We start from the raw sequence: 25,098 nt of genomic DNA, 5'->3' as shown, positions 1-25,098 counted from the left end.
CGCATTTCTTAAAGCTGTGTTGTCACGAAAATGTCATAGATCGCTTTCACAGCCCCTTCAAAATCTTCATTCTTTACGCCGATGATCACATTCAGCTCACTGGAACCCTGGTCGATCATTTTAACATTGATGTTGGCATGTGCCAGTGCCGCAAAAATCCTGGCTGCGGTTCCTCTGTTGGAGCGCATACCGCGGCCTACCACTGCGATCAGCGCCAGATCGGATTCCAGCTCCATATAATCCGGGTTGACCATACGGTGAATGCCTGCGATCACCTGCTGCTCTTTCTCCGCGAACTCATCCTGATGGATAAATACCGTCATGGTGTCAATACCGGAGGGTACATGCTCAAAGGAGATTCCCTGCTCTTCCAACACCTGCAGCACTTTTCTGCCGAAACCGATCTCGGAATTCATCAGGGATTTTTCAATAAACAGAGAACAGAACCCTTTTTTGCCCGCAATACCGGTGATGGTGTACGCCGGCTTCTTGCAGGTGTCCTCCACGATCATGGTTCCCGCGTCATCCGGAGCGTTGGTGTTGCGGATATTGATGGGGATTCCCGCTTTTCTTACCGGGAAGATAGCCTCCTCATGAAGCACGGTGGCGCCCATATAGGACAGCTCCCGCAGCTCGCGGTATGTGATGGTGTCAATGACTTCCGGATTCTTGATGATCCTGGGGTCTGTCACTAAAAATCCTGACACGTCTGTCCAGTTCTCATATAAGTCCACATCCAGAGCACCGGAGACAATGGACCCTGTAATGTCGGAACCGCCCCTTGAGAAGGTCTTGACTGTGCCGTCCTCCATGGCGCCGTAAAAGCCCGGCACTACCACATACTCCATATTTTTCAGATATTCCCTGGTCAAACGGTTGGTCATCTCCGCATCAAACTGTCCTTCCCCGTCAAAACGGATAATACGGGCAGCATCCACAAACTCAAAGCCCAGGTAATCTGCCATGACCTTACTGTTTAAGAATTCCCCGCGGGAAGCTGCATACTCCTCCCCGATCTGGTTTTTAAAATTCTCCTCGATCACCTTAAAATCCTCTTCCAGGGAGATAGAGAGTTCAAGGCCGTCAATGATTTCCTGATAACGGCTCTTGATCTCCGAAAGAAGCGCACCAAACTCTGCTCCGCCTTCTTTGGCTGCCCGGTAACACTGGTATAATAAATCGGTGACTTTCGTGTCTGCTGAAAAACGCTTTCCCGGTGCAGAGGGCACCACATATCTTCTGCTCTCATCTGCTTTGATGATACTGCCTACCTTCCGGAACTGTTCTGCGCTGGCAAGGGAGCTGCCGCCGAATTTTACTACTTTTCTCATTGCTTTCATATCCTCCTCGTATCTTTCCATCCGCATTCTGATTTTCTATATTGGCACAGAATGACTTACAGCGCTGTGGCTGCTTTATCCCATTTCTGCGGGTAATACCCTGCGAAACAGTGACATTCTTTTCTAAGTTAAAGTATAAAACTTATAATATAATCTGAACTGCCAATTGTCCAGTATTTTCTACTTTTTTTGACGTATTTTTTTCATAAACGCCTCGATCCGGGCCAGAGCGGCCTTCAGTTCTTCAATGGAATAGGCGTAGGATATCCTGATAAAGCCCTCACCGCAGTCCCCGAAAGCGCTGCCCGGCACCACGGCAACCTTCTCTTCTTTCAGAAGCTCTGTGGCAAATTCCTCGGAGCTCATACCGGATTCCGTAATATCCGGGAATATGTAAAAAGCGCCTCTCGGTTCAAAACAGGGGATTTCCAGCCTCTCCATCTCGTGGAGCAGAAAACGCCTTCTCTGGTCATAGGCCAGACGCATTTCCATCACGTCGGAATTGCCGTTTTTCAGCGCGCTTACGGCAGCATACTGGCTTGTGGTGGGGGATGACATGATGGCAAACTGGTGGAGCTTCACCATCTGTTCCATGATCTGCGCGGGAGCCAGCGCATAACCCAGACGCCATCCTGTCATGGCATAGGATTTTGAAAATCCATTGATCACCACACAGCGCTTCTGCATTCCCGGAAGGGAAGCAATACTCACATGCTGGGAATTATAAGTCAGCTCACTGTAAATCTCATCGGAGATCACCAGAAGGTCATGCTTTTCTATGATGTCAAGAAGTGCCTCCAGGTCTTCTTTTTCCATGATGGCACCGGTTGGATTGTTTGGATATGATAAAAGCAGCACCTTTGTCTTAGGTGTGACGGCAGCCTCCAGCTCCTCCGGCTTCAGGCGGAACGCATTCTCAGCTTTCAGGGGAATGGTCACCGGCACGCCCCCCGCTAACTGCACACAGGGCACGTAGGAGACAAATGCCGGTTCCGGGATGATCACCTCATCCCCCGGTTCCAGAACTGTCCGAAATGCAATGTCAATGGCCTCACTTCCGCCCACTGTCACCATGACCTCTGATGCCGGGTCATAGAAAAGCCCCAGCCTGTCCTCTATGTACCTGCTGATCTCCTGTCTGAGGGGCATGAGGCCTGCATTGGACGTATAAAAAGTCCTTCCGGCTTTCAGGGAACGGATTCCCTCCTCACGGATATGCCAGGGTGTATCAAAATCCGGTTCTCCCACACCCAGGGAGATGGCATCCGGCATTTCGCTGACAATATCGAAAAACTTCCGGATCCCGGACGGCTTAATCTCTTTTACTTTCTCTGTGACAAATTCTCTCATAAAGTGATCACCATTCTTCCGTCCTGCTTTTTCCTTGCAAGGTTGACTCCCTGCTCCTTATATTTGGTGAGGGTGAAATAAGTGGCCGTGCTCTGCACCTCCTCTATGGACGCCAGATTCTCGGAGACAAAAAGAGAGATGTCCTTGATACTCTTCCCTCTTAAAAGCACCAGAAAATCATAGGCCCCTGACATGAGATACAGTGTCTCCACCTGGGGATACTGATAAATCTGCTCTGCTATCTTGTTGTATCCGTCGCCTCCCTGTGGTGTCACCTTCAGCTCGATGAGGGCTGTCACAGAGTCGTCATTCTCCTTATCCCAGTTGATCAGGGTGTGGTATCCACAGATGATCCCCTCTTTTTCCAATTTGGTGATCATATCTGCCACGCTTTTCTCATCGGTTCCTGTCATGACTGCGATCTCTGCGGCGGAAAGCCTGCTGTTTTTTTCCAGAATATTTAATACCTGTCTTCTCAAATCCTGTTCCATATAATCCTCTCCTGTCCTGTCAGGCGGTCTTTGATCCGCCCGGTCCTGTACGCCCAAATAGAAAGAAACCTGCCCGGACATTCTGCCGCGCAGGTTTGTTTGGATTCGGCATAAATGTTTTTTTTAGTTTACGCCGTAATCGGTCTGTTGTCAAATATCTTTAAAGCTCCCCTCCTGTTTTATCTATGAGAAGAAGCACATCCTCAGGAGAAACATGGAGAAATTCCGGCAGGTTTCCATGCATTTTTGCCCAGTTCTCTTTTGCCATCTTCCACCAGATCTGTTCGCTCCTCTCCTTCCCTGTCATTCCCTTCTTCCGTATGACCACATTCATCTCAAAAGGAGATTCCACGGTCTCCACCAATTCAGCGGGAAACGTATTTTCCCGGCTGCTGTCATCGGAAGGGGTAAAATAGTGTGCGCGGATTCCCACAAAGCAGACTGCGTCCGTCACCTTTTTTCCTGCACGCAACACGATCCCCCAGTCCAGAGCCTCCACATGGGTGTCATCCAGCTTTCTGGCCCTGGAGAAATTTTTGCAGCCGGTGAGACGGGCAGCAGCCACACAGCCCGGATACCGAAAGATTTCCTTTGTGGGTCCCATGCTGATCTTTTCTCCCTCATCCATGATCAGCAGATTTCCGCACAGGCGGTACACCTCATCCCTGTTGTGTGTGACAAGGATCATATCCTTTTTGCAGCCTTTCAAAAAATCAAGCATCTGTACCTGGAGCTGTTCTTTCAAATAGTAATCGAGAGCGGAGAACGGTTCATCCAAAAGCAGGGCCTCCGGTTCATTTGCCATCATCCGGGCCAGGGCAGTCCTCTGCTTCTGTCCGCCGGAAAGCTGGTGTGGGTACTGCTCCTCCAGCCCCTCTAACCGGAAATTATGAATCTGTTCCTCTGCCAGCTTCTCCTTCTCTTTTCCCCTGACCGCACAGCTTATGTTCTGCCTGACCGTCATATTGGGAAAGAGGGCATAATCCTGGAAGAGATATCCCACTTTCCTGTCTCTTGGCTTTAAATTTATTTTCTTTTCCGAGTCAAAAAGTGTCCTGCCGTTTAACAGGATCCTTCCCTCATCAGGTGTCACAATACCTGCTATACTTTTCAGGGTCATACTCTTACCGCAGCCGGAGGCTCCCAGGATACCCAGAAGTCCCTCCCCTGTTTCAAACCGGACCTGCAGGGAAAATCCCTTCCATCTTTTTTTAATATCCACCTGCAGACTCATGCCTTCTTCCCCCGTTTTCCGTATGTTCTCTCTTTTGCCGTAAAATAATTCATGAGGACTACCACCAGGAAGGATACCAGCAGAATGATCATGACATATTTATATGCGGTATCCATATCCCCTGCTGCCACTGCGGAATAGACCGCCAAAGGCAGGGTCCGCGTCTTGCCTGCAATATTGCCCGCGATCATGGCTGTTGCCCCGAACTCCCCCAGTCCTCTGGCAAATGCAAGGATGCCGCCCCCTGCAATACCCGGCAGCGCGGCGGGAAACATAACTTTCCAGAAAATCCGCCACTCGGAAAAACCCAGGGTCCTGGCTGCGAATATGAGGTTTTCATCCACCTGCTCCAGAGCGCCCCTTGCGGAACGATACATGAGCGGAAAGGAGATCACCACTGCCGCCAGCACGGTTGCCCCCCCAAGAAAACGCGATCTTAACTCCGAAATATTCCACAAAAAAAGCACCGATGGGGCGCCGGATCCCAAATAAATATAGGAGGAAGAATCCGGCCACTGTCGGCGGGAGGACCAAAGGCAGGGTGAAAATACCATCCAGCACCATCTTGAGCTTCTCGTTTTTGAGCCCTGCCACCAGCTTGGCTGCCGCCAAACCGATGAAGAAAACGATCACGATAGTAAGTGCCGCGGTCTTAACTGATATTAATATCGGTGAGTAATCCATATCTGCCTATCCCCCTGTAGAAAAATGACACAGCCGGTTTATGCGGACCGGCCATGCCTTTTTGCTGTGTATTATTTCACTGGTGTGAATCCATATTCTTCAAATACTGCCGAGGCCTCGTCCGAAGCCAGGAAATCCAGGAAGAGCTGTGCCGCATCCTTCTTGGTGGAGCCTGTCACAATACCTGCCGGATAAATTACCTTCTGTGCAAGGCTTCCCTCAGGCGCTTCCGCAATTACAGACAAAGTATCCTTTTTGGTTGCCGCATCCGTAGCATACACAATACCTGCATCTGCGCTGCCCTCAGCAACCCAGTTGAGCACCTCCGTCACATTGGTCCCCAGGCTGGCTTTTGCTGATACCTGGTCCCACAGTCCAAGGGTTGTGAGCGCTTCTTTGGCGTACTGCCCTGCAGGTACGCTCTCCGGGTCTCCCACTGCGACAGTCTCAGCGTTTGCCACATCCTCAAATTTAGTGTAATCGTCCTTCTTATCTGAAGGAACTACAAGAACGATCTTGTTTTCCAGCAGATTTTGGATAGAATCTCCATCAATCAGATTCTCGTCTTTCAGAGCTGTCATCTGTTTTTCCGCTGCGGAGAAGAATAAGTCCGCGTCAATCCCGGATTCAATCTGTGTCTGCAGCTTTCCTGAACTGTCGTAGGTACCTTCCACAGTGATATTCGGGTGCTGCTCCTGGAACATGGGGATCAGATCATCCTTCATGGAGTATTCCAGGCTGGCTGCTGCTGCCATTAAAATCGTGACCGGCTCCTCACTGTCCCCTTTGTCCGCGTTATCCGTCTTCTCATCTGCCGCGCCCGCATCGTCTTCTGCCTCTGTCTTATCCTCTGCCTCAGAAGCATTATCCTTTGCCTCTGTTTTCTGCTCCGTGTCTTTTGCCGCTTCCTGGCTGCTGTCACTGCCGCATCCTGCAGTCATCATAGCTGCTGCCAAAAAAATGCCCAAAAGACCTGATGTTCTTTTTTTCATGGTGTGATCCTCCCTGACTTTTGTCAATATCTGTGTTATCTCCGGCTCAAACAAAGCGTGCCGCTGTTTTTGCGTCCGTCAAATCTCCTGTGCACATCCCGCCCGGCGGACGCAGGGCAGCAGGCAATCATCAGAGCTTTTCAAACAACACTTTTACCTTCCCGCCGCAGACCATACCAAGGGTGGCTGCTTTGGAATTAGAGAGGTCATACTCCCGGATGGAAAAACCGCCTGCATCGGAAAAGCTCTGCGCTTCCCGAACAGCAGCGAATTCTATGGGGCCGCCTCCGATGGTGCCATATATGCTCCCATCCCTGCATACCACCATCCTGGTGCCTTCTCCCCGGGGGGAAGAACCAGATTTTTCCACAACGGTTACCATAGTCACAGCATTTTCATCCCTGATCCCCCTGAGCACTTCCTCCTCCAGGGTCTTGCGGGGATATTTGTTCTTCTCCTGAATGATCTCCGCGCAGATACTCACGCCAATCTCCGCAGGTGTCTGCGCACCGATGGAAAGCCCGATGGGGGCATGGATCTTCCGGATCTCCTCCTCGGAAAAACCGTCCTGCCGCAGCTTTTCAAAGGACATGACAACCTTTCCCCTGCTGCCGATCATGCCCACATAATCACGCTTCATTTTCAGGATGGCACTTAGGCAGCTATAGTCATCTTTATGCCCTCTGGTCACAATGATGTAATAGGCATGTTCCCCAAAGTTCCCCCTATCCAGACCTTCCGGAAAATCCATGCACAGGATCTCATCCGCATGGGGAAACCGCTCCCGGTTGGCGAATTCCGCTCTCTGGTCGATCACCGTCACATGGAAATCCAGCATTTTCAGAAATCTTACAAGAGCCAGGGACACATGTCCCCCGCCGCAGATAACGGCCCGGCTTCTCCCGTAAAGTGTTTCCCTGTATACATGTTCCTCCGGAGGCAGCATACGCTCCTCCCCGGACAGGATCTTTTTCCTTCCGGCCTGTCCGCCCGAGAGCGTGGTCTCTATGGTAATCTCATCCCTCCGGGCAAACAGCTCTGCGATCTGCAGATACATCTTCCTGTCAGCCATATATTATCTTCCTTTTCCAAAACCGCAGTTGGGGAAGGTACAGACGTCGCAGTTCAGACAGAGTCCGCCTTCGCCAAGAGCTGCCAGTTCTTCTTTTTTAATGGGGTCATCCGCCATGATCCTTGGCAGGACCAGATCAAATACCGTTCTCTTTGCATACATGACACATCCCGGAAGTCCCACGATGGGAATACTCTGCCCGTCTTTCTTATAGTAGGCCACCAAAAGCATAGCGCCTGGCAGCACCGGGGCCCCGTAAGAAATGATCTCAGCGCCTGTGTCCTTGATCGCCCCGGGCGTACGGTCATCCGGGTCCACACTCATTCCCCCTGTACAGACGACCATATCTGCGCCCTGGGCAATAAAGGTGAGTATCTCCTCTGTGATCTTCTCTTTGTCGTCGCCGGGATACACCTGTCCCATCACTTTTGTGGGGAACTCCCCAAGCTTTTCCTCTATGACCGGGCCGAATGTGTCCTGAATCAGTCCTTTGGAGATTTCGCTGCCTGTAGTCACAATACCCACTTTCTTCTCCCTGTAGGGCAGGATCTGAAAGATCGGTGCCCCTTTGGCAGCTTCTTTTGCCCGGTTCATCTTCTCTTCTTCGATCACCAGAGGAATGATCCGCATTCCGGCCAGCTTGTCGCCTTTTTTTACCGGAAAATCCCCATGGCGGGAGGCGATCATCATGTCCCCCAGAGAATTGACAGCAAGCAGTTTCTTCCTGTCTATTTTAAACAGCCCGTCTATCTGGGCTTTCAGCTCTATTTTTCCTTCTTTTATCTCAGACTCAGACATATGATCATTCCTGCACAGATCGCGCAGGATCATAGCCCCCTCATTTTCATGAAGGATCCCCTCTGTCTTTTCCCAGACATACAGGTGCTCCTTGCCCACCGATAAGAGGACAGGAATATCCTCCTCCTTCACCACATGCCCTTTGCGGAACACAGGTCCTTTCTTTTCTCCTTTTATGATCTGTGTAATATCATGGCAGAGAATATGTCCTGCCGCTTTTGTTGTTTCTATCTCTCTCATTTTGCTTATCCCCGTTTTCTCCAATATTGTAAAACCGTTCTCCGGAATTGTCCGAAAAACGGTTCTTCTTTATGACAATAGAAAGTTCGTGGAACCTGCCTTCTATTGTTTTGTTTGTAACTGTTCAGTGCCTTCACAGTTACAGGCAAAAATCCATGCAGGATCGCCTTTGGCGATGGGATTTTTGCTTGGCCGTGGTACACTTTCTTACGGTCAGCGCAGTGAATGTGCAGACCTATTGAATCGTTACGTTTGTTTTTATTATTATACACGTTTTTTCTGATTAAAAAAGTTGTTTTGGCAACATTTTCTAATTATTTTTCCCTGCTGCCTTTCCTTTGTCCGACAGAACCAGTCCCATAAGCACCAGCACAGTGCCCAGGACCGAAACCGCTGATATTTTTTCATGTAGTATCAGCACAGAGGCTGCAATGGTCACCACCGGGACCAGATACAGATATACACTCGTCTTCACCGCCCCTACGATCTTCACAGCCAGATTCCATGTGACAAAACAGAGCGCTGAAGCACACAGTCCCAAAAACAGGATATTTGCCAGCAGCACCGGATCCTTAAACCTGGAAAACTGCCAGTGAAAATCCATAAAGAACAAGGCTGGCAGCATAAAGAGAATGCCGTAGAAAAATACATGCCTGGTGATCTGTATGGTCTGGTACCCATAACTGCTGATTTTCTTAATAAGCACGGAATAACAGGCCCACACAACGGCTGCCAGAAGTGCCAGCACATCTCCCCTGGGATTCAGATGAAAAGATCTCTGCCCATTAAAGCTGAGCAGGATAATACCCACTATACTGATCAGAAATCCCACAAAAAATCCGGCCTTCAGTTTCTCATCCCTGAGAAAGATAAATCCCAAAATCGCCGTGCAAAAAGGTGCTGTTGCCACGATCACCCCCACATTGGAGGCATATGTATAAGTCAGCGCAATATTCTCCATCAGAAAATACAGGGTGACACCACTGATACCCGCGGCGGCAAATAAAAACTCATGTCTCTTATCCTTTGGTCTCAGCCTCCGGTGATCTGCCAGGCAGAGCGCCGCAAATCCAATGAGGAACCGGAACAGCAGGATTTCAATGGGAGTAAACGCCCCAAGCAGCACCTTTGTGGAAATAAATGTAGTCCCCCACACAACCACGGTGAACAAAGCCATCATATGTCCCGCTGTTTTTTTATTTTCTTTCATATGCTTCCTTCTCCAATTTCTTCATTCTCCACAGATAGGTGATCACGAGAGGCGCTGCCGCCGCCACCCAGGCCAAAGGGTCTGCCCAGCAGATTCCCTCAAAGGAGCCAAAATGGCGGGCCGTAAAAGCTGCCGCTGTCCTGGCTGCCAGTTCAGCCGCCCCTGCCATCATGGGCACAAAACCAAATCCCATTCCCTGAAGAATGTTCCTGTATATAAAAATGGTTCCCAGGATCAGCATAAACGGCGCAATGATGGAAAAATACATCTCGCAGTATTGCAGCACATCTGTCTGTCCGCTGTCAATAAACATGCGCACCATATATTTGCCCCAGAAATGCAGAACCACCGTTATCACCAGTGCATACACAGCAGACATCCCTGTGGAAACCCTGGCCCCTTTTCTGATCCGGTCAAACCTTCCGGCACCGATATTCTGTGAGGAGTAGGTTGCCATGGTAACACCAATGGAGATCATGGCCTGATTGATCAGCTGCATCACCTTAGTGGATGCAGTGAATCCGGCCACTGCCCTGGCTCCGAAACCATTGAGCGCGCTCTGCAGGATCATGATGCCAAGAGCTGTGATAGAGAACTGAAGTCCCATGGGAATTCCCACCTTGATCTGAAAACGGACGGAGTTTTTCTCCAGGACCCTGTGCTCCTTTTTCATGTGCAGAAGCGGCACCTTTTTCACTATGTACACAAGACACAGAATACCGGAAACTCCCTGTGAGATCACAGTCGCCACTGCCGCGCCTTTTGTTCCCATCCGCAGCACCAGAATAAAGAACAGGTCCAGGAATATATTCAGCACGGCCGCCAGGATCAGAAAATACAGGGGTATCTTACTATTTCCAAGAGCCCTCAGAAAACTGGCCAGCAGATTATAGAGCACCTGGGTCCAAATCCCCAAAAACACAACAAACAGATACTGGTAAGCATCCTGATATATTTCTTCCGGTGTATTCATCAGATGCAGCAGTCCTTTCAGCCCTGTCACACTGATGACCGTCAGGATCACTGTGACCACAACCGCCAGTACAGAGGAGGAGTACACGGATCTCTTCATCCCATCCAGATTCCCCGCCCCAAACGTTCTGGACGTCAGAACCGTGAAGCCCGTTGTCAGTCCATTTAAAAATCCCAGGATCAAAAATACGATACTGCCCGACATCCCCACTGCCGCCAGCGCATTGACCCCAACCGTACGCCCTACAATAATGGCATCCACCATATTATAGAGCTGCTGAAACACATTACCGATGATCAGGGGAACCGTAAAAGCCAGAATCAGCCGAAACGGACTTCCCTTCGTCATATCTTTTTCCATAGCTGCCATAGTCTCCTTTTCATATAAGATGTATAATTCCGGCTGTCGGACAGGAAACGGACGGATGTTCCATCCCTGGCACGGCTCCCTGCGCATAGGAAAAGTGTCCCGGATAAACCGAAACACTTTTTTACAAAGCCGCCTGTTTCAACCCGCCTCCTGCATCCTGACTAGTACAGCGTAAACGCAGGAAACACGCCTGAGAGCAGTATAGCACCAGTATATTCAATTTTCAATCATTATCATCATTTTATTTTTCTGTCCTATGCGCTCTGGATACTCTTTCTCATCACTCCCGCAAAATTTACCAGAAACAGTCCGCCCGCAGTCAAAAGGGAAGCCCCAAGCCCTGTGTAGAACACAGCAATAAACACCTCCGGGCACCACCCGGAAACGCGAAGCCCAATCCCGAAAGTCATCATAAACGCCATAATGCAAAAGGCCTTCTTGTCAAAAAACTTCAGGAAAAACTGTCTCTCCTCCTCATACCCCACAATCCTCACGGTATGCTTACGCACCATCTTCCCAAACACAAAAATCTGGAACACCAGATAAACCCCGGCTGACAATAGAACATTCAGCAATCCGAAGTAAGTCTCATATGCCTCCACACCAATGCGCAGGATATTTCCTCCGGCCACAGCCCAGACAAGCGCTGCTATAAGCAGCAGATAATTCTTTCTCACTTTCATTTCAAATCCTCTCTTTCTTACCATAAACCACACGCAGGATCAGTTCTCTTAAAAAAACGGACCCGTCCGTCCCCCTCATCAGATCCTCCACCAGAAAGTCCACCACAAACCCTACAAAATCTTCCGCCGAAAATCCTTCATCCCACACTTCTCTCCTCACAGCCTCATCCCCCAATAATACGGTCAGAAGTTCTCTTTTCATATGCCCCAGATACTCCTCCATCACCCGGTGTCCCTTCTCCTTATCCCCCACAACAAAGGCGTGCTCCGCTAAAAATCCCCGACTTCCCCCTCCGTATCTCCCAATCCGCTTCCCGATACACTCCACGACCTCCAAAAAGCTCTCCCCCTCTATCTTACTCAAAGGCACACAGAAAAGCTCCTTCCACAATTCCACCACCACTGCGATCATTAGATCATTCTTTGTAGGAAAATAATTATAAAGGGAACCCACCGCGATCCCACATGCCCCGGCAATCCCCCTCATACTGATCCGCTCTTTCTTTCCCTCCTTCACCATCTCCCCCGCAGTCCTCAAAATCTCCTCCCTGGATGTCACTACTGTATTCACGCTGAAACCTCCCGTTTTCCTTCCACCAAACTTTCTGCTGATACTCTTTTATATTTTCAAACTGAACATTGTTCATTATACGCACTTCTATTCTGCATGTCAATTCTATTTCCTCTTAATATCTCCTCTGTATCCCGGGGGAGGCTTAGACTTGCTCAGACAAAAACAGACCTCCGGTCAGGGAATAAATTCGGTTCCCTGACCGGAGGTCTGTTTTTTCTGAACTGTGTGCCAGGCCTTTCCTTACCGCTGTCCGTGCGCCGCTGCCTCCCGCTTCCGCATTTGAGCGATCACCTTTTTAAACTGTACCCCAAACAACACAGCCGTAGTTGTCACTGCCAGCATATCCGCCACCGGCTCCGCCAAAAACACTGCCATGGTCTTATCCTCAAAGAATACCGGCAGTATATAGATCAGAGGGATCAACAGGATCACCTTCCGAAGCAGGGCCAGAAAAATCGACTCCTTCGCTTTCCCCAGCGCAATAAACGTCTGCTGGCAGGCAATCTGGACTCCAAAAATACAGGACACCGCCATATAAATCTTCATGGCCCATTTGGTAGTCCGCATAAGCTCCTCATTACTTGTGAAAATAGCCGCGAACACACCCGGTGCAAACATAGCCACAGCCCAGATAGCCACTGCATAGATTACGCAGGACCGCAGCAGCAGGAAAAAGGCCCGTTTCACACGGTCCGGGTTCCCTGCCCCGAAATTATAACTGACGATGGGCTGGGACCCCTGTGTCAGCCCCTGAAGCGGCAGCATAGAGAACTGCATCACACTGGACAAAATAGTCATGGCGCCCACAGCCATATCCCCGCCATATTTCAGCAGAGAGGAGTTGAAACAGATATTCAGGATACTCTCTGTGGACTGCATAATAAACGGCGACAGCCCAAGAGCCATACAGGGAAAAAATACTTTAGGCTTTATCCGCATATATTTCTTCCGAAGCCTGAGGGTGGTCTTCTTTCCGCACAAAAACCGGATGACCCACACAGCAGACACGCCCTGAGATATAATGGTTGCCAGAGCAGCGCCCTGTACCCCCATATGCAGCCCGAAAATGAAAATAGGGTCCAGTACAATATTACACACAGCCCCGATCACCACACTGAGCATACTTACGGTTGCAAACCCCTGAGCCGTAATAAACGCATTCATCCCCAGGGCAGCCTGCACAAACAAGGTACCCACTGCATAGATCTGCATATACGCCGTCGCGTACTCAATGGTATTCTCACTTGCCCCGAACAAAAGCAGCAGGTCCTTGGAAAATATAAGGAAAAATACAGTCAGAAGAATTCCTGCTATGAGAAGCCCCATGGCGCAGTTACCCATGATCTCCTCCGCCTCATCCTTCTTTCCTTTTCCCATCATAATAGAAGAACGGGGGGCGCCTCCCATACTCACCAGTGCCGCGAATGCCGAAATCAGCATGATTAATGGAAACGTGACACCCACTCCGGTCAATGCCTGTGCTCCGTATCCGGGAATATGACCGATATACATGCGGTCAACCATGTTGTAGAGCACATTTACTACCTGCGCTGTAATTGCGGGAACCGACAGCCTGAATAACAGCCGGCCTATGGGTTCTCTGCCTAAATCTGTCTCTTTCTTTTGTTTCATTTCAATGCCTTCCTTACTTTATATATATTTGTTGTACCTGTTCTGTACCTTCACAGTCACGGGCAATATCCATGCACTACCGCCTTAGGTGGCAGTTTTGCTTGGCTGCTGATGTTTTCCCAAAGGGGACCTATGTTTAGCGTTTAAGGCCAACCGTATTATATATTAACACATCTGTAACTCTTTTTCCATATCCATAATTTCACCTTAAAAGATGCCCCTCCTTTCTTACTTTTGTATCCCCATTTTGTTGCCTCTTGCAGAACCGGACATTTAAGGATAAAATAAACAGTAACGATCATATTTAGGAGGAGAATATATGAAAGAGATCAAGACAGTTGCCCTGATCGGGCTGGGAGCCATAGGAAGTTTTCTGGCATCCCATTTAAAATATGCGCTGGAATACAGTAACCTGCGGATCATTGCAGGCGAAGAACGCAGGAAACGTCTGGAGAAAAACGGTATTCTTGTAAACGGGGAGCCTTTGTTTTTTCATGTCGTTTCCCCTGAAGAAGAGATGGAGCCTGCTGACCTGGTAATCCTGATCACAAAGATGGGCGGACTGAAGCAGGCTGTACAGGATGTAAAAAACCAGGTGGGGCCTGACACCATTTTAATGTGCCCCTTAAACGGCGTGGAGAGTGAAGAACTGGTGGCTGAAACATACGGATGGGAACATCTGCTCTATTCCATCGCAAGGGTCAGTGTGGTGATGAAGGGAAATGAGGTCAGCTTTCAGCAGGAAACCGCACGTTTTGAGATCGGAGAAAAAGAGAATACCGTGATCTCCCCACAGGTGCAGGCAGTAAAAGATCTGTTTGACCGGGCAGGCATCAAATGTATTGTGCCAAAAGATATGGTGTTTGACATGTGGCACAAGTTTATGTGTAATGTGAGTGAAAATCAGAGTGCCGCCATTCTGGGCATCCCGTTCGGGGCATGGGTGGTCAGCGAACATGCCAATGCCATTCGGGAAGCAGCCATGCGGGAAGTTGTGGCCATTGCCAATAAAAAAGGGATTGGCCTGTCTGAGGAGGATATCGTGGCCCAGAGGCAGGTGTTTCCTAAAATACCTTATGGGAATAAACCGTCCACTCTGCAGGATATTGAGGCCGGGAGGAAGACGGAGGTTGATATCTTTGCGGGGGCTGTGATCCGGATGGGGAAGGAAGTGGGGGTGGAGACGCCTTTGAATGAGTTTTTTTATCATGCGATACGGGTGTTGGAGGAGAAAAATGAGGGGGAGATATAAATAAACGGACGGAGGAGCCGCGGCGGATGGGACCTGGGGTGTATCTCTGTTGGCTCGACGTTGCGCGTCCCTCAGCTAACTGGCGTTCGCACTAAGTTCATCAGGAGAGCCTTCTTCACTAAGTGCTCACAGCCAGTGGATCTTCGGGCCGCTCCACTTAACCTCGCCAACAGAGATACACCCCAGGTCCCATCCGCCGCGGCTCCTCCTGGTTATTTATAGCTCCACATAGGAAAAGAAAAAAGAAAAAGATAAAAGATAAAGAGAAAAGAAAAAACCTGTCTATGGCCTATTCTTATTATGAGGGCTGGAGGCAGGTTTTTTCTTTAAGATGATTTGGGCGAGAAAAATTATTTGTTGCGGTTGCCGCGGTATTTTTCTTCGCAGTATTTGCAGCGGTAGATTTCTTTTTCGGGGTCGGCCAGGATGAAGACTTGGTCTAATTCCTGTTCGATGGAGGTGATGCAGCGGGGGTTGCGGCATTGGATCACGTTGGTGATCTGTTTTGGGAGCTGGAGTTCTTTTTTCTGTACGATCTCTCCGTCTTTTATGATGTTGACGGTAATGGTGTGGTCTATGAAGCCCAGAATGTCAAGGTCTAAGGTGTCGATGGGGCATTCTACTTTGATGATGTCTTTTCTGCCCATTTTCTGGCTTCTGGCGTTTTTGATGAGGGCAACGCAGCAGTCCAGTTTGTCCAGCTTCAGGTCTTTGTAAATAGTCATGCATTTTCCGGCTTTGATGTGGTCAAGTACCACACCTTCGTTTAAACGGCCAACATTTAACATAAGTCCACCTCCTCGAATAGTGTGAGAATCAGCGCCATCCTGACATAGACGCCGTACTGCGCCTGTTTGAAATAGGCGGCTCTGGGGTCGCTGTCCACCTCTGTGGAGATTTCGTTTACCCTGGGAAGGGGATGCAGCACCAGCATGTCCGGTCCGGCCAGATCCATTTTGGCTTTGTCCAGGATGTAGAAATCTTTCATGCGGACGTAATCTTCCTCGTTGAAGAAACGCTCCTTCTGTACTCTTGTCATGTAGAGAAGGTCAAGATCCGGGAGGACTTCCTCCAGACGCTCCACTTCTTCAAATTCATGGCCGCTGGCTTTTAGTACGTCCTCTTTAATATAGTCGGGAACACGAAGTTCTTCCGGGGAAATGAGGACAAATTTGACGCCTGTGTAGCGGACCAGGGCCTCAATCAAGGAGTGAACGGTGCGGCCGAATTTCAGGTCTCCGCACAGACCGATGGTGATGTTGTCTAGGCGTCCTTTTAAAGAACGGATGGTGAGCAGATCGGTTAAAGTCTGTGTTGGATGCTGGTGGCCGCCGTCTCCGGCATTGATGACTGGGATTTCAGATGCCATGGATGCCACAAGCGGCGCACCCTCTTTTGGATGACGCATGGCACAGATATCTGCGTAGCAGGAAACCACGCGGATGGTATCGGCAACGCTCTCACCTTTTGCTGCGGAACTGGAATCAGCACTGGAAAATCCCAGAACCTTGCCGCCCAGACGAAGCATAGCGGATTCAAAGCTCAAACGTGTTCTTGTACTTGGTTCATAAAACAAAGTCGCCATGATCTTGCCGTCGCAGGCATGAGCGTACTTTTCCGGATTCTTTTCAATATCATTGGCCAGATTTAAGACTTTATCCAGCTCTTCCACGGAAAAATCCAGCGGACTCATCAAGTGTCTCATAGATTACCTCCTGTGTATATAATTATCATGTTGCAGTCACACAGGCGCGTTCTTCCTGCGTGATTACCATGTACTATCATATACCAGTTCAAGGGTAATTTCAAGAATTATCGGACAGTATCTTCTCAAAAAAAAGACCCGTCACAAACCATACCGGAGCGTAGTCCAGCCGGATCAGTCCTTTGTAATTAAGCTTGGCCTTGCTGTAATCCCAGGGACACATATGAAAATGCTTCAGCAGCGCGCCGCTTGAAAGCTCCGCCGCAAAAATCCCCGTCATATAAATGCTGCCCCGAAGGAAGGTAGAACATCCTTTCAGGCTTTTTGAAACCGGCCTGATACAGGCAGCCATCCCGTAAATAGGAAACATCCAGATTGAGGACTGTCCGATCAGCCGGAAATCCTTTTTCTGAATAGCATGGACTCCGGTCCACAAAATCTCCATACACCAGCCGGCAGTGCCGCAGAGCAGAAAGGTATGCTTTTTCATGCTTTTATCTCCTGTTTTTTTCTTATTATTATGGATTCTAATAGCTGAAATTATGTAACCGTTCAAATAACCGGATCATTACGGAATTATACAAAAAGCTTGCGTACTGTAAAGTGCCGGTGTATGATAAATAAAAGAAAGTCCGCCTGCCGTACTTTCTTTTCTCTTGAAACAACAAGGCGGATTTAATTCAGAAATGGAGAGGTTACAAAAGTATGTTGGATTTACAAAAAATGCGTAATGACATCGACGTGATTGACACCCAGATCGTAAAGCTCTTTGAGGAGCGGATGAAGATCTGCGAGGATGTGGCGCAGTTTAAGATTGAGACAGGAAAACCTGTCTTTGATAAAAGCAGGGAACAGGAAAAGCTGGAGTCCCTCGGCGGCAAAGCCCATAATGATTTTAACCGCTGCGGCGTGCAGGAACTGTTTGAACAGATCATGTCCATCAGCCGCAAACGCCAGTACCAGCTTCTTCAGGAAAATGGTATGGAGGAAAAAACCGAATTTGTCAAAATAGAGGATCTGAAAAAGGAACATGCCACGGTTGTCTTCCAGGGTGTGGAGGGCGCTTACAGTTTTGCTGCCATGCACACTTTCTTTGGTGAGGAGATCAAGAGCTTTCACGTGGATACCTGGAAGGACGCCATGGAAGCGATCAAAACAGGAAGGGCTGAATTTGCCGTACTTCCCATTGAGAATTCCACTGCGGGGATCGTCCAGGATATCTATGACCTGCTCACAGAGTATGACCATGTGATCGTGGGGGAACAGATCATTCCCTGTGAGCATGTACTCATGGGACTTCCCTGCACCTCCCTCTCAGACATCCGCACGGTCTATTCCCATCCGCAGGCTCTTATGCAGTGCAGAGAGTATCTGGAGGAGCACAGAGACTGGCAGCAGATGGAGTGGAGCAATACCGCCGCTGCCGCAAAGAAGGTGGCGGATGAAAAGGACCCCGCCCAGGCTGCCATTGGGAGCCGCCACGCGGCAAAACATTTTGGCCTCACGGTCCTTGAAGAAGGCATTTACTCCAATGTGAATAATTCCACACGTTTTATTATTGTGACCAGGGAGAAGATCTACTGCCGGGATGCCCGTAAGATCAGTGTCAGCTATGAACTTCCCCATGAGAGCGGAAGTCTGTACAACAGCCTCTCCCATTTTATTTACAATGGCCTCAATATGACCAAGATTGAATCACGTCCCATCATGGAGCGCAACTGGGAGTATCGCTTTTTTGTGGATTTCGAGGGAAATTTAAGTGACAGTGCTGTTAAAAATGCCCTGCGCGGCCTGAGATCCGAAGCCCAAAATCTTCGTGTACACGGAAACTACTAAAAACAAAAGAAGGAAGAACCATGAAAAACATCAACGAATGTATCATATACCGAAACTTTGACCACGGCGAAACACTGGAAAATATGTTCTCCATATTTTCCGCCTCTGAGACAGAGGAGGCGGCATTAAAAGAACGAAAGGAGCTGTTCTTTCAGAGCGTCAACCAGCTTGTGGAGATGGCAGGCTCCTTTGGGTTTGCCGGAAACCTCTGGCACAACTATCTGACCTTTCTGCTGGTCAACCACGAAAATGCCTTCAGTACAGCCTGTGAGATCGTAGGCCCTGTGAAAGGCAGCATCAATGACTTTGCCAGACATGATTTTACTATATTTAAAGAGCTGTTCGACTTTGACCTGACCTCCCTTGACCATGCCTTCGGCACTTCCTGCTGTTCCCTGATCTGCGTTTACACCAATGTGGATGAAAACAGCAAGCTGTTCAACAAGCGGATTCGCGACCGCATCTGCACCCTCAGCAGACGCCTGGGCCAGGCAGCGGATGTGGAGGAGTTCATGGATGACATGGTGGAATTCTACAAGGATTTCGGCGTTGGAAAGCTAGGCCTTCATAAAGCATTCCGTCTGGAGCACCTGCAGACAGAAGCCAATGTCCGTATTGTCCCCATTACCAAAATAGCCCATGTCCAGTTAGATGACCTGGTGGGATATGAGATTGCAAAGAAAAAGCTCATAGACAACACAGAGGCTTTTATAGAGGGAAAACGTGCCAACAACTGCCTTCTCTTCGGCGACGCAGGCACCGGAAAATCCTCCAGCATCAAAGCTATCCTGAATCAATACTACGGACAGGGTCTCCGCATTATCGAAGTCTACAAGCACCAGTTCCAGGACTTAAACGGTGTGATCGCCCAGATCAAAAACCGCAACTACAAATTCATCATATACATGGATGACCTGTCTTTTGAGGATTTTGAGATTGAATACAAATACCTGAAGGCTGTAATTGAAGGCGGCCTGGAGAAAAAGCCGGATAATATCCTGATCTACGCCACCTCCAACCGCCGCCATCTGGTGCGCGAGCGCTTCAGCGACAAAGAGGACAGAAACGATGATCTGCACACCAACGACACGGTCCAGGAAAAGCTCTCCCTGGTTTCCCGGTTTGGAGTGACCATCTATTTCGGTTCCCCGGACAAAAAAGAATTCCAGGAGATCGTCACTTCCCTGGCTGCCAGAAACGGCATCACCATGGACCGTGATGAGCTTCTTTTGAAGGCCAACGCCTGGGAACTCCAGCACGGCGGTTTCTCAGGCCGGACTGCCCAGCAGTTCATAGACTATCTCCTGGGCCAGCAGTAGGGACGCCGCAGCCATAGACAAAAACCACAAAACGCCTGGTATGCTTATCTGAAAGGAACTCTTCCGAGTCCAGATCCGATACGCATACCAGGCGTTTTACAACCGCAGCTGCGGTTTTCAAATATCAAGCAGAACTATAAGCCGGGTTATGTCGTGAATAATCATCTATCTAGTTCTGCTGTCACCAGCAGACTCAAGCGACCCACCTAAAAGCGTGACGGGCAGCCACATTGCTTTTCATTCGGTCTTGCTTCGGATGGGGTTTACATATGCCCTCCCTGTTACCAGAGAGGCGGTAGTCTCTTACACTGCCCTTCCACCCTTACCAGTAAAACACTGGCGGTACATTTCTGTTGCACTATCCTTGGAGTCACCTCCACCGGACGTTATCCGGCATCCTGCCCTGCGAAGCCCGGACTTTCCTCACCTGGCCCCTTTCGGTCCTGCCAGCCGCGATTATCCATTCTACTTGACACAAACGTCATTTTAACACAGCGCTCCGGATTTGTAAACAGCAAAAACGAAGACTATGGGTCTTATACGTTACTATTCACGGCTGCTATCCCGCCAGGTGTTTTTATACATCAAAACAGCCGCCCCCGATAAATTCTCTGAGAATGGAGTTGTGAGGCACAGCGTCCGCAGGCATTCCCACAAAATAATCCAGGAATTTCAGGATCCTCTTCGCCTCATTGTACTCCGGTTCTTCCGGCGTAATTCCAAAGAGCAGAGGCTCTGCATACATTTTCAGTACAGCCAGCTCATAGATCAATGCCGAGTTAAACATCACATCTGCAGACTCCTGATACGGGAAGATATACTGCTCCTCCCCCCGTCTCACGGAATTCCACATGGCAATGGTATGCTTTGCCGACGTTCCTCTGGTCCTGGCATCCCTGACGATCCTTCGGATCAGCCTGCCGTCTGTAGTTGGTATCCTGTTGTGTTCGTCAATATTGATCTGCGTCAGCGCGCTCACATAGATCTTAAACTTACTCTCTTTTGGCAGTGTCTCGCTGAGTTTGTCATTCAGCCCATGGATCCCCTCTATGACCAGGATATCATCCGCGCCAAGCTGCAGATGATCCCCTTTGTATTCCCTCTGTCCAATCTTAAAATTAAAGGACGGCAGTTCCACCCGCTCTCCGCTAAGAAGGGCATTCATATCCGCATTAAACTGCTTGATATCAATGGCCTCCAGACATTCAAAGTTATAATTGCCGTGTTCATCCAGAGGTGTCTGGTCCCTGTTCAGGAAATAATTGTCCACAGCAATTGGATGGGGGTGCAGGCCGTGAGCCGACAGCTGGATCGACAGCCTGTGGGAAAATGTGGTCTTTCCCGATGAGGACGGTCCGGCTATCATGATAAATTTCTTGTCTCCTGCCATTACGATCTGGTCTGCTATTTTGGATATTTTCCCCTCCTGCAGTGCCTCGGCTATGAGGATCAGTTCATTGGCTCCCTGCTGTGTTACCTGGCCGTTCAAGTCTCCTACCGTGTCAGTCTGCATCATCTCACCCCAGCGGCCGGATTCCTTCTGTACCTGGAAGATCTTCGGCTGCGGACGGAAAGGCGGCACCGTCTCCGGGTCTTTCTGCTCCGGAAGCTGGAGTACAAATCCTTCGTCATATGGATACAGATCAAAATATTTGAGATAGCCTGTGTGATTTACCATAAAACCATAAAAATAGTCCTCAAAATCTCCCAGACTGTATATGTTGACCCTGGATACCCTGCGGTACCGGAACAGCTTCTCTTTGTCATACATGCCGTGATCATGGAAGATCTCAATGGCCTCATCGGTACTTACACTCCGCTTCAGAATGGGTATCTTTTCCCCCACTAGCTGCAGCATATATGCTTTGACTTCAGCCAGGAATTTCTCATCCACCTTTACATTTCCGTCAATGGTGAAATAATATCCTGAGCTGACAGAATAATGAAGAACTGCCTTCTTTATATTCTCATGGCCTGCCACATGATAGACCGCCTTCAGAACCAGCAGCGACGCACTTCTCTTGTAAGTCTTATGCCCGATCTCATCCGCTGTGGTGATAAACTCCAGTATGCCGGGTTTTTTCAGTTTTTTGTGAAGCTCACAGAGCTTGCCGTTTTTCATTACCAGTACAATGGGATATCGGGTTGTCCCCTCATATTCCTCCACGATCTTTGCGTATGGAGTACCATAGGGATATTCTCTTGTCTTGCCCAAAATCTTCACTGCTATATTTCTGTCGCTCATAGATACCTCCTGTTCTCTTATATAAAAACGCACCGGCTCTGTTTCGCCGGTGCATCACAGATGAATTCCCTTATATCAGTCTATGGAACCGTTCAGATACCCGAACTGTTACAATATATGCACGTTACAGGGCAATTATTCTGCCTCTGTATCTGATTGACACCTTCACCGTTACAGAACGGTACAAGGATGCAGAACTTCCATCCTGCCCACTTCCAGTCCGGGCAGCTTTTCGGCAAGCTCCTGCCTCATATATTCCATAAAAATATATTCAGTCCCATAGTGTCCCGCATCAATGATGCTTACCCCCTGGGCCACCGCGTCAATGGCTGTGTGGTAATCCACATCCCCTGTTATATATACCTGTGCCTTCTTTTTAAGCACTTCCTTCATCAGGCTCTTTCCGGAGCCTGTGCAGACAGCAGCACGGTTCACACCAACGTCCAGACTGCCGTATACGGTTACATGTGGAAGCTGAAACTGCGCTTTTACAAAGAGAGCGCACTCCCGCAGTGTCATTTCCCGGGGCAGAGAACCGATCCTTCCGATTCCCTCCCGCCTTTGTCCGTCCTCAAAGGTTACTTCCAGCACTTCACGCTCTGAAAGCTCAAGGAAATCCGCGCTCATATCCGCCATACCCAGAATATCAAAATTTGTGTGCATGGCGTAATAGCTGATCTGATTTCCAATCAGGCCTATGATCCTGCGGCCGATAAAATCCTCCGCCACCACCCGTTTCATGCCTGAAAAGATCAGCGGGTGGTGGGTGATCATCAGATCCGCCCCAAAATCAATGGCTGCCTGCAAGGTCTCATCCGTCACATCAAGAGCCAGGAAGATTTTTTTCACTTCCCGCTCCCGATCCCCGGCCAGAAGACCTACATTGTCCCAACTCTCAGCAAAAGAGGGTGCATATTTCTGTTCCAGAATTTCTATTATCTCTTTACATTTCATATTGCTTGTCTCCTGTTTTGCAACATTTCAGATATTGGAACGTTTACAAGTTACTATTCACGGCGGCTATCCCGCGAGGTGTTTTTATGCGCTTGCGCATGAAAATCCCGAGGCAGCCAGCGCGATATGGGACAGAATACTCCATATCTGTGCATCGCGGAGCGTGTTACTGTTTACAGAACTGCGTTTTTTGCAGGGCTGTGAATAGGAACGTTTACAAGCATACGGCCATAAAAAATCCCTTCGCCATGGGCTGCACATCTGCTGCACTTTCATACGGGCTGTTATTCTTTATAATGCTCCAGCGCTTTTCGGATATGGATAAGCTCCTGTTCCAGTTCCAAAAGCCGCCGGCTGCCTGTCCTGGTATCTGCAGCCTTAAGATGTTCCATGATTTTTTCCACGGAGGATCGTTCCTTTAACAAAAACTGTTTCAGAACCGGATTTCTGCTGTCCAGAAGGCCGCTGCCGTAGAGATACTCAATCTCTTCCGTGTAACTCTGCCCGCCCCTGACAGCTTTCATCATCGGATAATACTTTCCGTCTTCAAAGACCATATCCTCCGCTGTGATCCTGTACCCATGTTCCAGCAGAAAATGCCGGAAACGGCCAATCTCAGACTGGGGCTGGAGAATCAGCTCTGATACAGTCTCCAGCACATGGCTTCCCTCAGTGAGGATCTTCTCCATGAGCGGGCCGCCCATGCCGGCTATGATAACCGTATCCGCCTCCCCGCGGGATAAAGCTTTTACACCATCAGAGAGGCGGGTTTCTATGTAGTTCCCCAGCCCGTATTCCCTGATATGTTCCTCTGCCCGAAGAAGAGGACCCCGGTTCACATCCATGGCAATGGCTCCCGGTATCCTTCCTTCCAGATACAGATAAATGGGAATATAACCGTGGTCACACCCTACATCCGCGATCCTGCTGCCGGGTGTCACCAGGGATGCCACAGCGCGAAGCCTGTCCGAAAGCTGCACATTCTTCATACTGCTCATCCTTAATCCAGATAATCCTTTAATTTACGGCTGCGGCTGGGGTGGCGGAGCTTACGGAGTGCTTTGGCCTCGATCTGGCGGATACGCTCCCTGGTCACATTAAATTCTTTGCCCACTTCTTCCAAGGTCCTGGCTCTTCCGTCATCCAGGCCAAAACGCAGCCTGAGGACCTTCTGCTCCCTGTCTGTCAATGTATTTAACACTTCCACAAGCTGTTCTTTTAAAAGTGTGAAGGCAGCCGCATCTGCGGGAACCGGCACATTGTCATCCTGGATAAAATCTCCCAGATGGCTGTCTTCCTCCTCACCGATGGGTGTCTCAAGAGATACCGGTTCCTGGGATATTTTCAGGATCTCACGGACTCTGTCCACTGACATATCCATCTTCTCTGCAATCTCCTCCGGCTGCGGCTCCCTGCCCAGCTCCTGCAGAAGCTGGCGTGACACACGGATCAGCTTATTGATGGTCTCCACCATATGCACAGGGATACGGATGGTACGTGCCTGGTCTGCAATGGCCCTTGTTATGGCCTGACGGATCCACCAGGTAGCGTATGTGGAGAATTTGTAACCTTTTCTGTAGTCGAATTTTTCCACAGCCTTGATCAGACCCAGATTTCCCTCCTGGATCAGATCGAGAAACAGCATACCACGTCCCACATAACGCTTGGCGATACTGACAACCAAACGCAGGTTGGCCTCTGCCAGACGCTTCTTGGCTGCCTCATCTCCCTCTTCCATACGTTTTGCCAGTTCTATCTCCTCCTCTGCGGACAGAAGGGGCACCTTGCCGATCTCTTTTAGATACATACGGACAGGGTCCTCGATGCTGATGCCCTCCGGAACGGAAAGATCGATATTCTCCACATCCACTTCTTCCTCTTCGTCCAGATTGATGCCGTCATCATCGCTGATTATAAAAACATCCTCGTCACTTTCCGGAATACGCAGCACATCAATACCACAGGATTCCAGATAGTCAAATACTTTGTCCAGGGCGTCAGGGTCCAGGGGCATTTCCTTGAAATGGTCATTGATCTCCTGGTATTCCAGGACATTTTTCTTTTTCTTTCCCAGCTCCACCAATTCCTGCAGTTTCTCGCTGAATTTCGCCATGTTCATTTCCATAAAATGTTCCATCCTCTCAT

Annotated in this window: 24 protein-coding genes and 1 other RNA gene; 3 read left to right on the top strand and 22 right to left on the bottom strand. The window is 49.3% G+C overall.

Annotated elements, in window-relative coordinates:
- Positions 1-8: 8 nt before the first annotated feature.
- From CI595_RS07465 to CI595_RS07405, 14 genes are all read right to left on the bottom strand, one after another.
- Entirely contained in the window at positions 9-1,331 is a 1,323-nt protein-coding gene (locus CI595_RS07465; protein WP_095172652.1) for an aspartate kinase, read from the bottom strand.
- Positions 1,332-1,520: 189 nt separating this feature from the next.
- Positions 1,521-2,690 carry a pyridoxal phosphate-dependent aminotransferase gene (locus CI595_RS07460; RefSeq protein ID WP_095172651.1) on the bottom strand — a complete coding sequence of 390 codons (1,170 nt, stop codon included), beginning with the start codon at positions 2,688-2,690 and terminating at the stop codon, positions 1,521-1,523.
- Positions 2,687-3,181 (bottom strand): Lrp/AsnC family transcriptional regulator, encoded by a 495-nt coding sequence (locus CI595_RS07455; protein WP_095173240.1) that lies wholly within the window; start codon positions 3,179-3,181, stop codon positions 2,687-2,689. The genes CI595_RS07460 and CI595_RS07455 overlap by 4 nt, the downstream gene beginning before the upstream one ends.
- A 160-nt stretch (positions 3,182-3,341) precedes the next feature.
- Positions 3,342-4,415 (bottom strand): sulfate/molybdate ABC transporter ATP-binding protein, encoded by a 1,074-nt coding sequence (locus tag CI595_RS07450; protein WP_095172650.1) that lies wholly within the window; start codon positions 4,413-4,415, stop codon positions 3,342-3,344.
- Positions 4,412-4,864 carry a molybdate ABC transporter permease subunit gene (locus CI595_RS07445; protein ID WP_243135142.1) on the bottom strand — a complete coding sequence of 151 codons (453 nt, stop codon included), beginning with the start codon at positions 4,862-4,864 and terminating at the stop codon, positions 4,412-4,414. Before CI595_RS07445 ends, CI595_RS07450 begins: the two co-directional genes overlap by 4 nt.
- Positions 4,752-5,099, bottom strand: a complete 348-nt coding sequence (locus tag CI595_RS26575) for a hypothetical protein (RefSeq protein ID WP_243135146.1) — start codon at positions 5,097-5,099, stop codon at positions 4,752-4,754. The genes CI595_RS07445 and CI595_RS26575 overlap by 113 nt, the downstream gene beginning before the upstream one ends.
- Before the next feature lie 71 nt (positions 5,100-5,170).
- Entirely contained in the window at positions 5,171-6,091 is a 921-nt protein-coding gene (gene modA / locus CI595_RS07440; protein ID WP_095173239.1) for a molybdate ABC transporter substrate-binding protein, read from the bottom strand.
- Positions 6,092-6,221: 130 nt separating this feature from the next.
- Entirely contained in the window at positions 6,222-7,163 is a 942-nt protein-coding gene (locus CI595_RS07435; protein ID WP_095172648.1) for an XdhC family protein, read from the bottom strand.
- Between the two features lie 3 nt (positions 7,164-7,166).
- Positions 7,167-8,201: a molybdopterin-binding protein gene (locus tag CI595_RS07430; RefSeq protein WP_095172647.1), complete on the bottom strand. Its 1,035-nt coding sequence runs from the start codon at positions 8,199-8,201 to the stop codon at positions 7,167-7,169.
- 310 nt (positions 8,202-8,511) lie between these two features.
- Positions 8,512-9,411 (bottom strand): DMT family transporter, encoded by a 900-nt coding sequence (locus tag CI595_RS07425; RefSeq protein WP_095172646.1) that lies wholly within the window; start codon positions 9,409-9,411, stop codon positions 8,512-8,514.
- Positions 9,398-10,744, bottom strand: a complete 1,347-nt coding sequence (locus tag CI595_RS07420) for an MATE family efflux transporter (protein ID WP_095173238.1) — start codon at positions 10,742-10,744, stop codon at positions 9,398-9,400. The genes CI595_RS07425 and CI595_RS07420 overlap by 14 nt, the downstream gene beginning before the upstream one ends.
- A gap of 263 nt (positions 10,745-11,007) precedes the next feature.
- Positions 11,008-11,436: a hypothetical protein gene (locus CI595_RS07415; protein WP_095172645.1), complete on the bottom strand. Its 429-nt coding sequence runs from the start codon at positions 11,434-11,436 to the stop codon at positions 11,008-11,010.
- 1 nt (position 11,437) lies between these two features.
- Complete coding sequence (locus tag CI595_RS07410) at positions 11,438-12,007, bottom strand: TetR/AcrR family transcriptional regulator (RefSeq protein ID WP_095172644.1); 570 nt, start codon at positions 12,005-12,007, stop codon at positions 11,438-11,440.
- A 243-nt stretch (positions 12,008-12,250) separates the two neighbouring features.
- The gene (locus tag CI595_RS07405) at positions 12,251-13,642 is read right to left on the bottom strand and encodes an MATE family efflux transporter (RefSeq protein WP_288890721.1); all 1,392 of its coding nucleotides are present in this window, start codon (positions 13,640-13,642) and stop codon (positions 12,251-12,253) included.
- Positions 13,643-13,961: 319 nt separating this feature from the next.
- Between CI595_RS07405 and CI595_RS07400 the strand changes: the two genes are divergently transcribed.
- Positions 13,962-14,894 (top strand): ketopantoate reductase family protein, encoded by a 933-nt coding sequence (locus tag CI595_RS07400; protein ID WP_095172642.1) that lies wholly within the window; start codon positions 13,962-13,964, stop codon positions 14,892-14,894.
- A 350-nt stretch (positions 14,895-15,244) separates the two neighbouring features.
- Here CI595_RS07400 and CI595_RS07395 read toward each other — a convergent pair whose 3' ends face one another.
- The 3 genes from CI595_RS07395 to CI595_RS07385 form a co-directional block, all read right to left on the bottom strand.
- The gene (locus CI595_RS07395; protein WP_095172641.1) at positions 15,245-15,682 is read right to left on the bottom strand and encodes an aspartate carbamoyltransferase regulatory subunit; all 438 of its coding nucleotides are present in this window, start codon (positions 15,680-15,682) and stop codon (positions 15,245-15,247) included.
- Positions 15,676-16,599, bottom strand: a complete 924-nt coding sequence (gene pyrB / locus CI595_RS07390) for an aspartate carbamoyltransferase (protein ID WP_095172640.1) — start codon at positions 16,597-16,599, stop codon at positions 15,676-15,678. Before pyrB ends, CI595_RS07395 begins: the two co-directional genes overlap by 7 nt.
- 100 nt (positions 16,600-16,699) lie before the next feature.
- Positions 16,700-17,089: a putative ABC transporter permease gene (locus tag CI595_RS07385; protein WP_095172639.1), complete on the bottom strand. Its 390-nt coding sequence runs from the start codon at positions 17,087-17,089 to the stop codon at positions 16,700-16,702.
- Positions 17,090-17,304: 215 nt separating this feature from the next.
- Between CI595_RS07385 and pheA the strand changes: the two genes are divergently transcribed.
- Entirely contained in the window at positions 17,305-18,435 is a 1,131-nt protein-coding gene (gene pheA / locus CI595_RS07380) for a prephenate dehydratase (protein WP_095172638.1), read from the top strand.
- Between the two features lie 20 nt (positions 18,436-18,455).
- Positions 18,456-19,754, top strand: coding sequence for an ATP-binding protein (locus CI595_RS07375; RefSeq protein WP_095172637.1), 1,299 nt, complete (start codon positions 18,456-18,458; stop codon positions 19,752-19,754).
- A 121-nt stretch (positions 19,755-19,875) separates the two neighbouring features.
- Here the strand turns inward: CI595_RS07375 and rnpB are convergent.
- From rnpB to rpoD, 5 genes are all read right to left on the bottom strand, one after another.
- Positions 19,876-20,226, bottom strand: an RNA gene (rnpB, locus tag CI595_RS07370) — RNase P RNA component class A.
- 105 nt (positions 20,227-20,331) lie between these two features.
- A complete protein-coding gene (locus tag CI595_RS07365) occupies positions 20,332-21,999 on the bottom strand; it encodes a nucleoside kinase (RefSeq protein WP_095172636.1) in 1,668 nt (555 codons plus the stop codon).
- A 171-nt stretch (positions 22,000-22,170) separates the two neighbouring features.
- A complete protein-coding gene (locus CI595_RS07360) occupies positions 22,171-22,953 on the bottom strand; it encodes a Nif3-like dinuclear metal center hexameric protein (RefSeq protein WP_095172635.1) in 783 nt (260 codons plus the stop codon).
- Positions 22,954-23,237: 284 nt separating this feature from the next.
- A complete protein-coding gene (locus CI595_RS07355) occupies positions 23,238-23,942 on the bottom strand; it encodes a tRNA (adenine(22)-N(1))-methyltransferase (RefSeq protein WP_187144007.1) in 705 nt (234 codons plus the stop codon).
- Positions 23,943-23,953: 11 nt separating this feature from the next.
- A complete protein-coding gene (gene rpoD, locus CI595_RS07350; RefSeq protein ID WP_095172634.1) occupies positions 23,954-25,078 on the bottom strand; it encodes an RNA polymerase sigma factor RpoD in 1,125 nt (374 codons plus the stop codon).
- Positions 25,079-25,098: the final 20 nt, after the last annotated feature.

The sequence above is a fragment of the Blautia hominis genome (assembly GCA_002270465.1).
In the GTDB taxonomy this organism is placed as follows: Bacteria; Bacillota; Clostridia; order Lachnospirales; family Lachnospiraceae; genus Blautia; species Blautia hominis.
The sequence above is the reverse complement of the archived record's forward strand: the minus strand, read 5'-3'. Positions and strand labels throughout refer to the sequence as shown.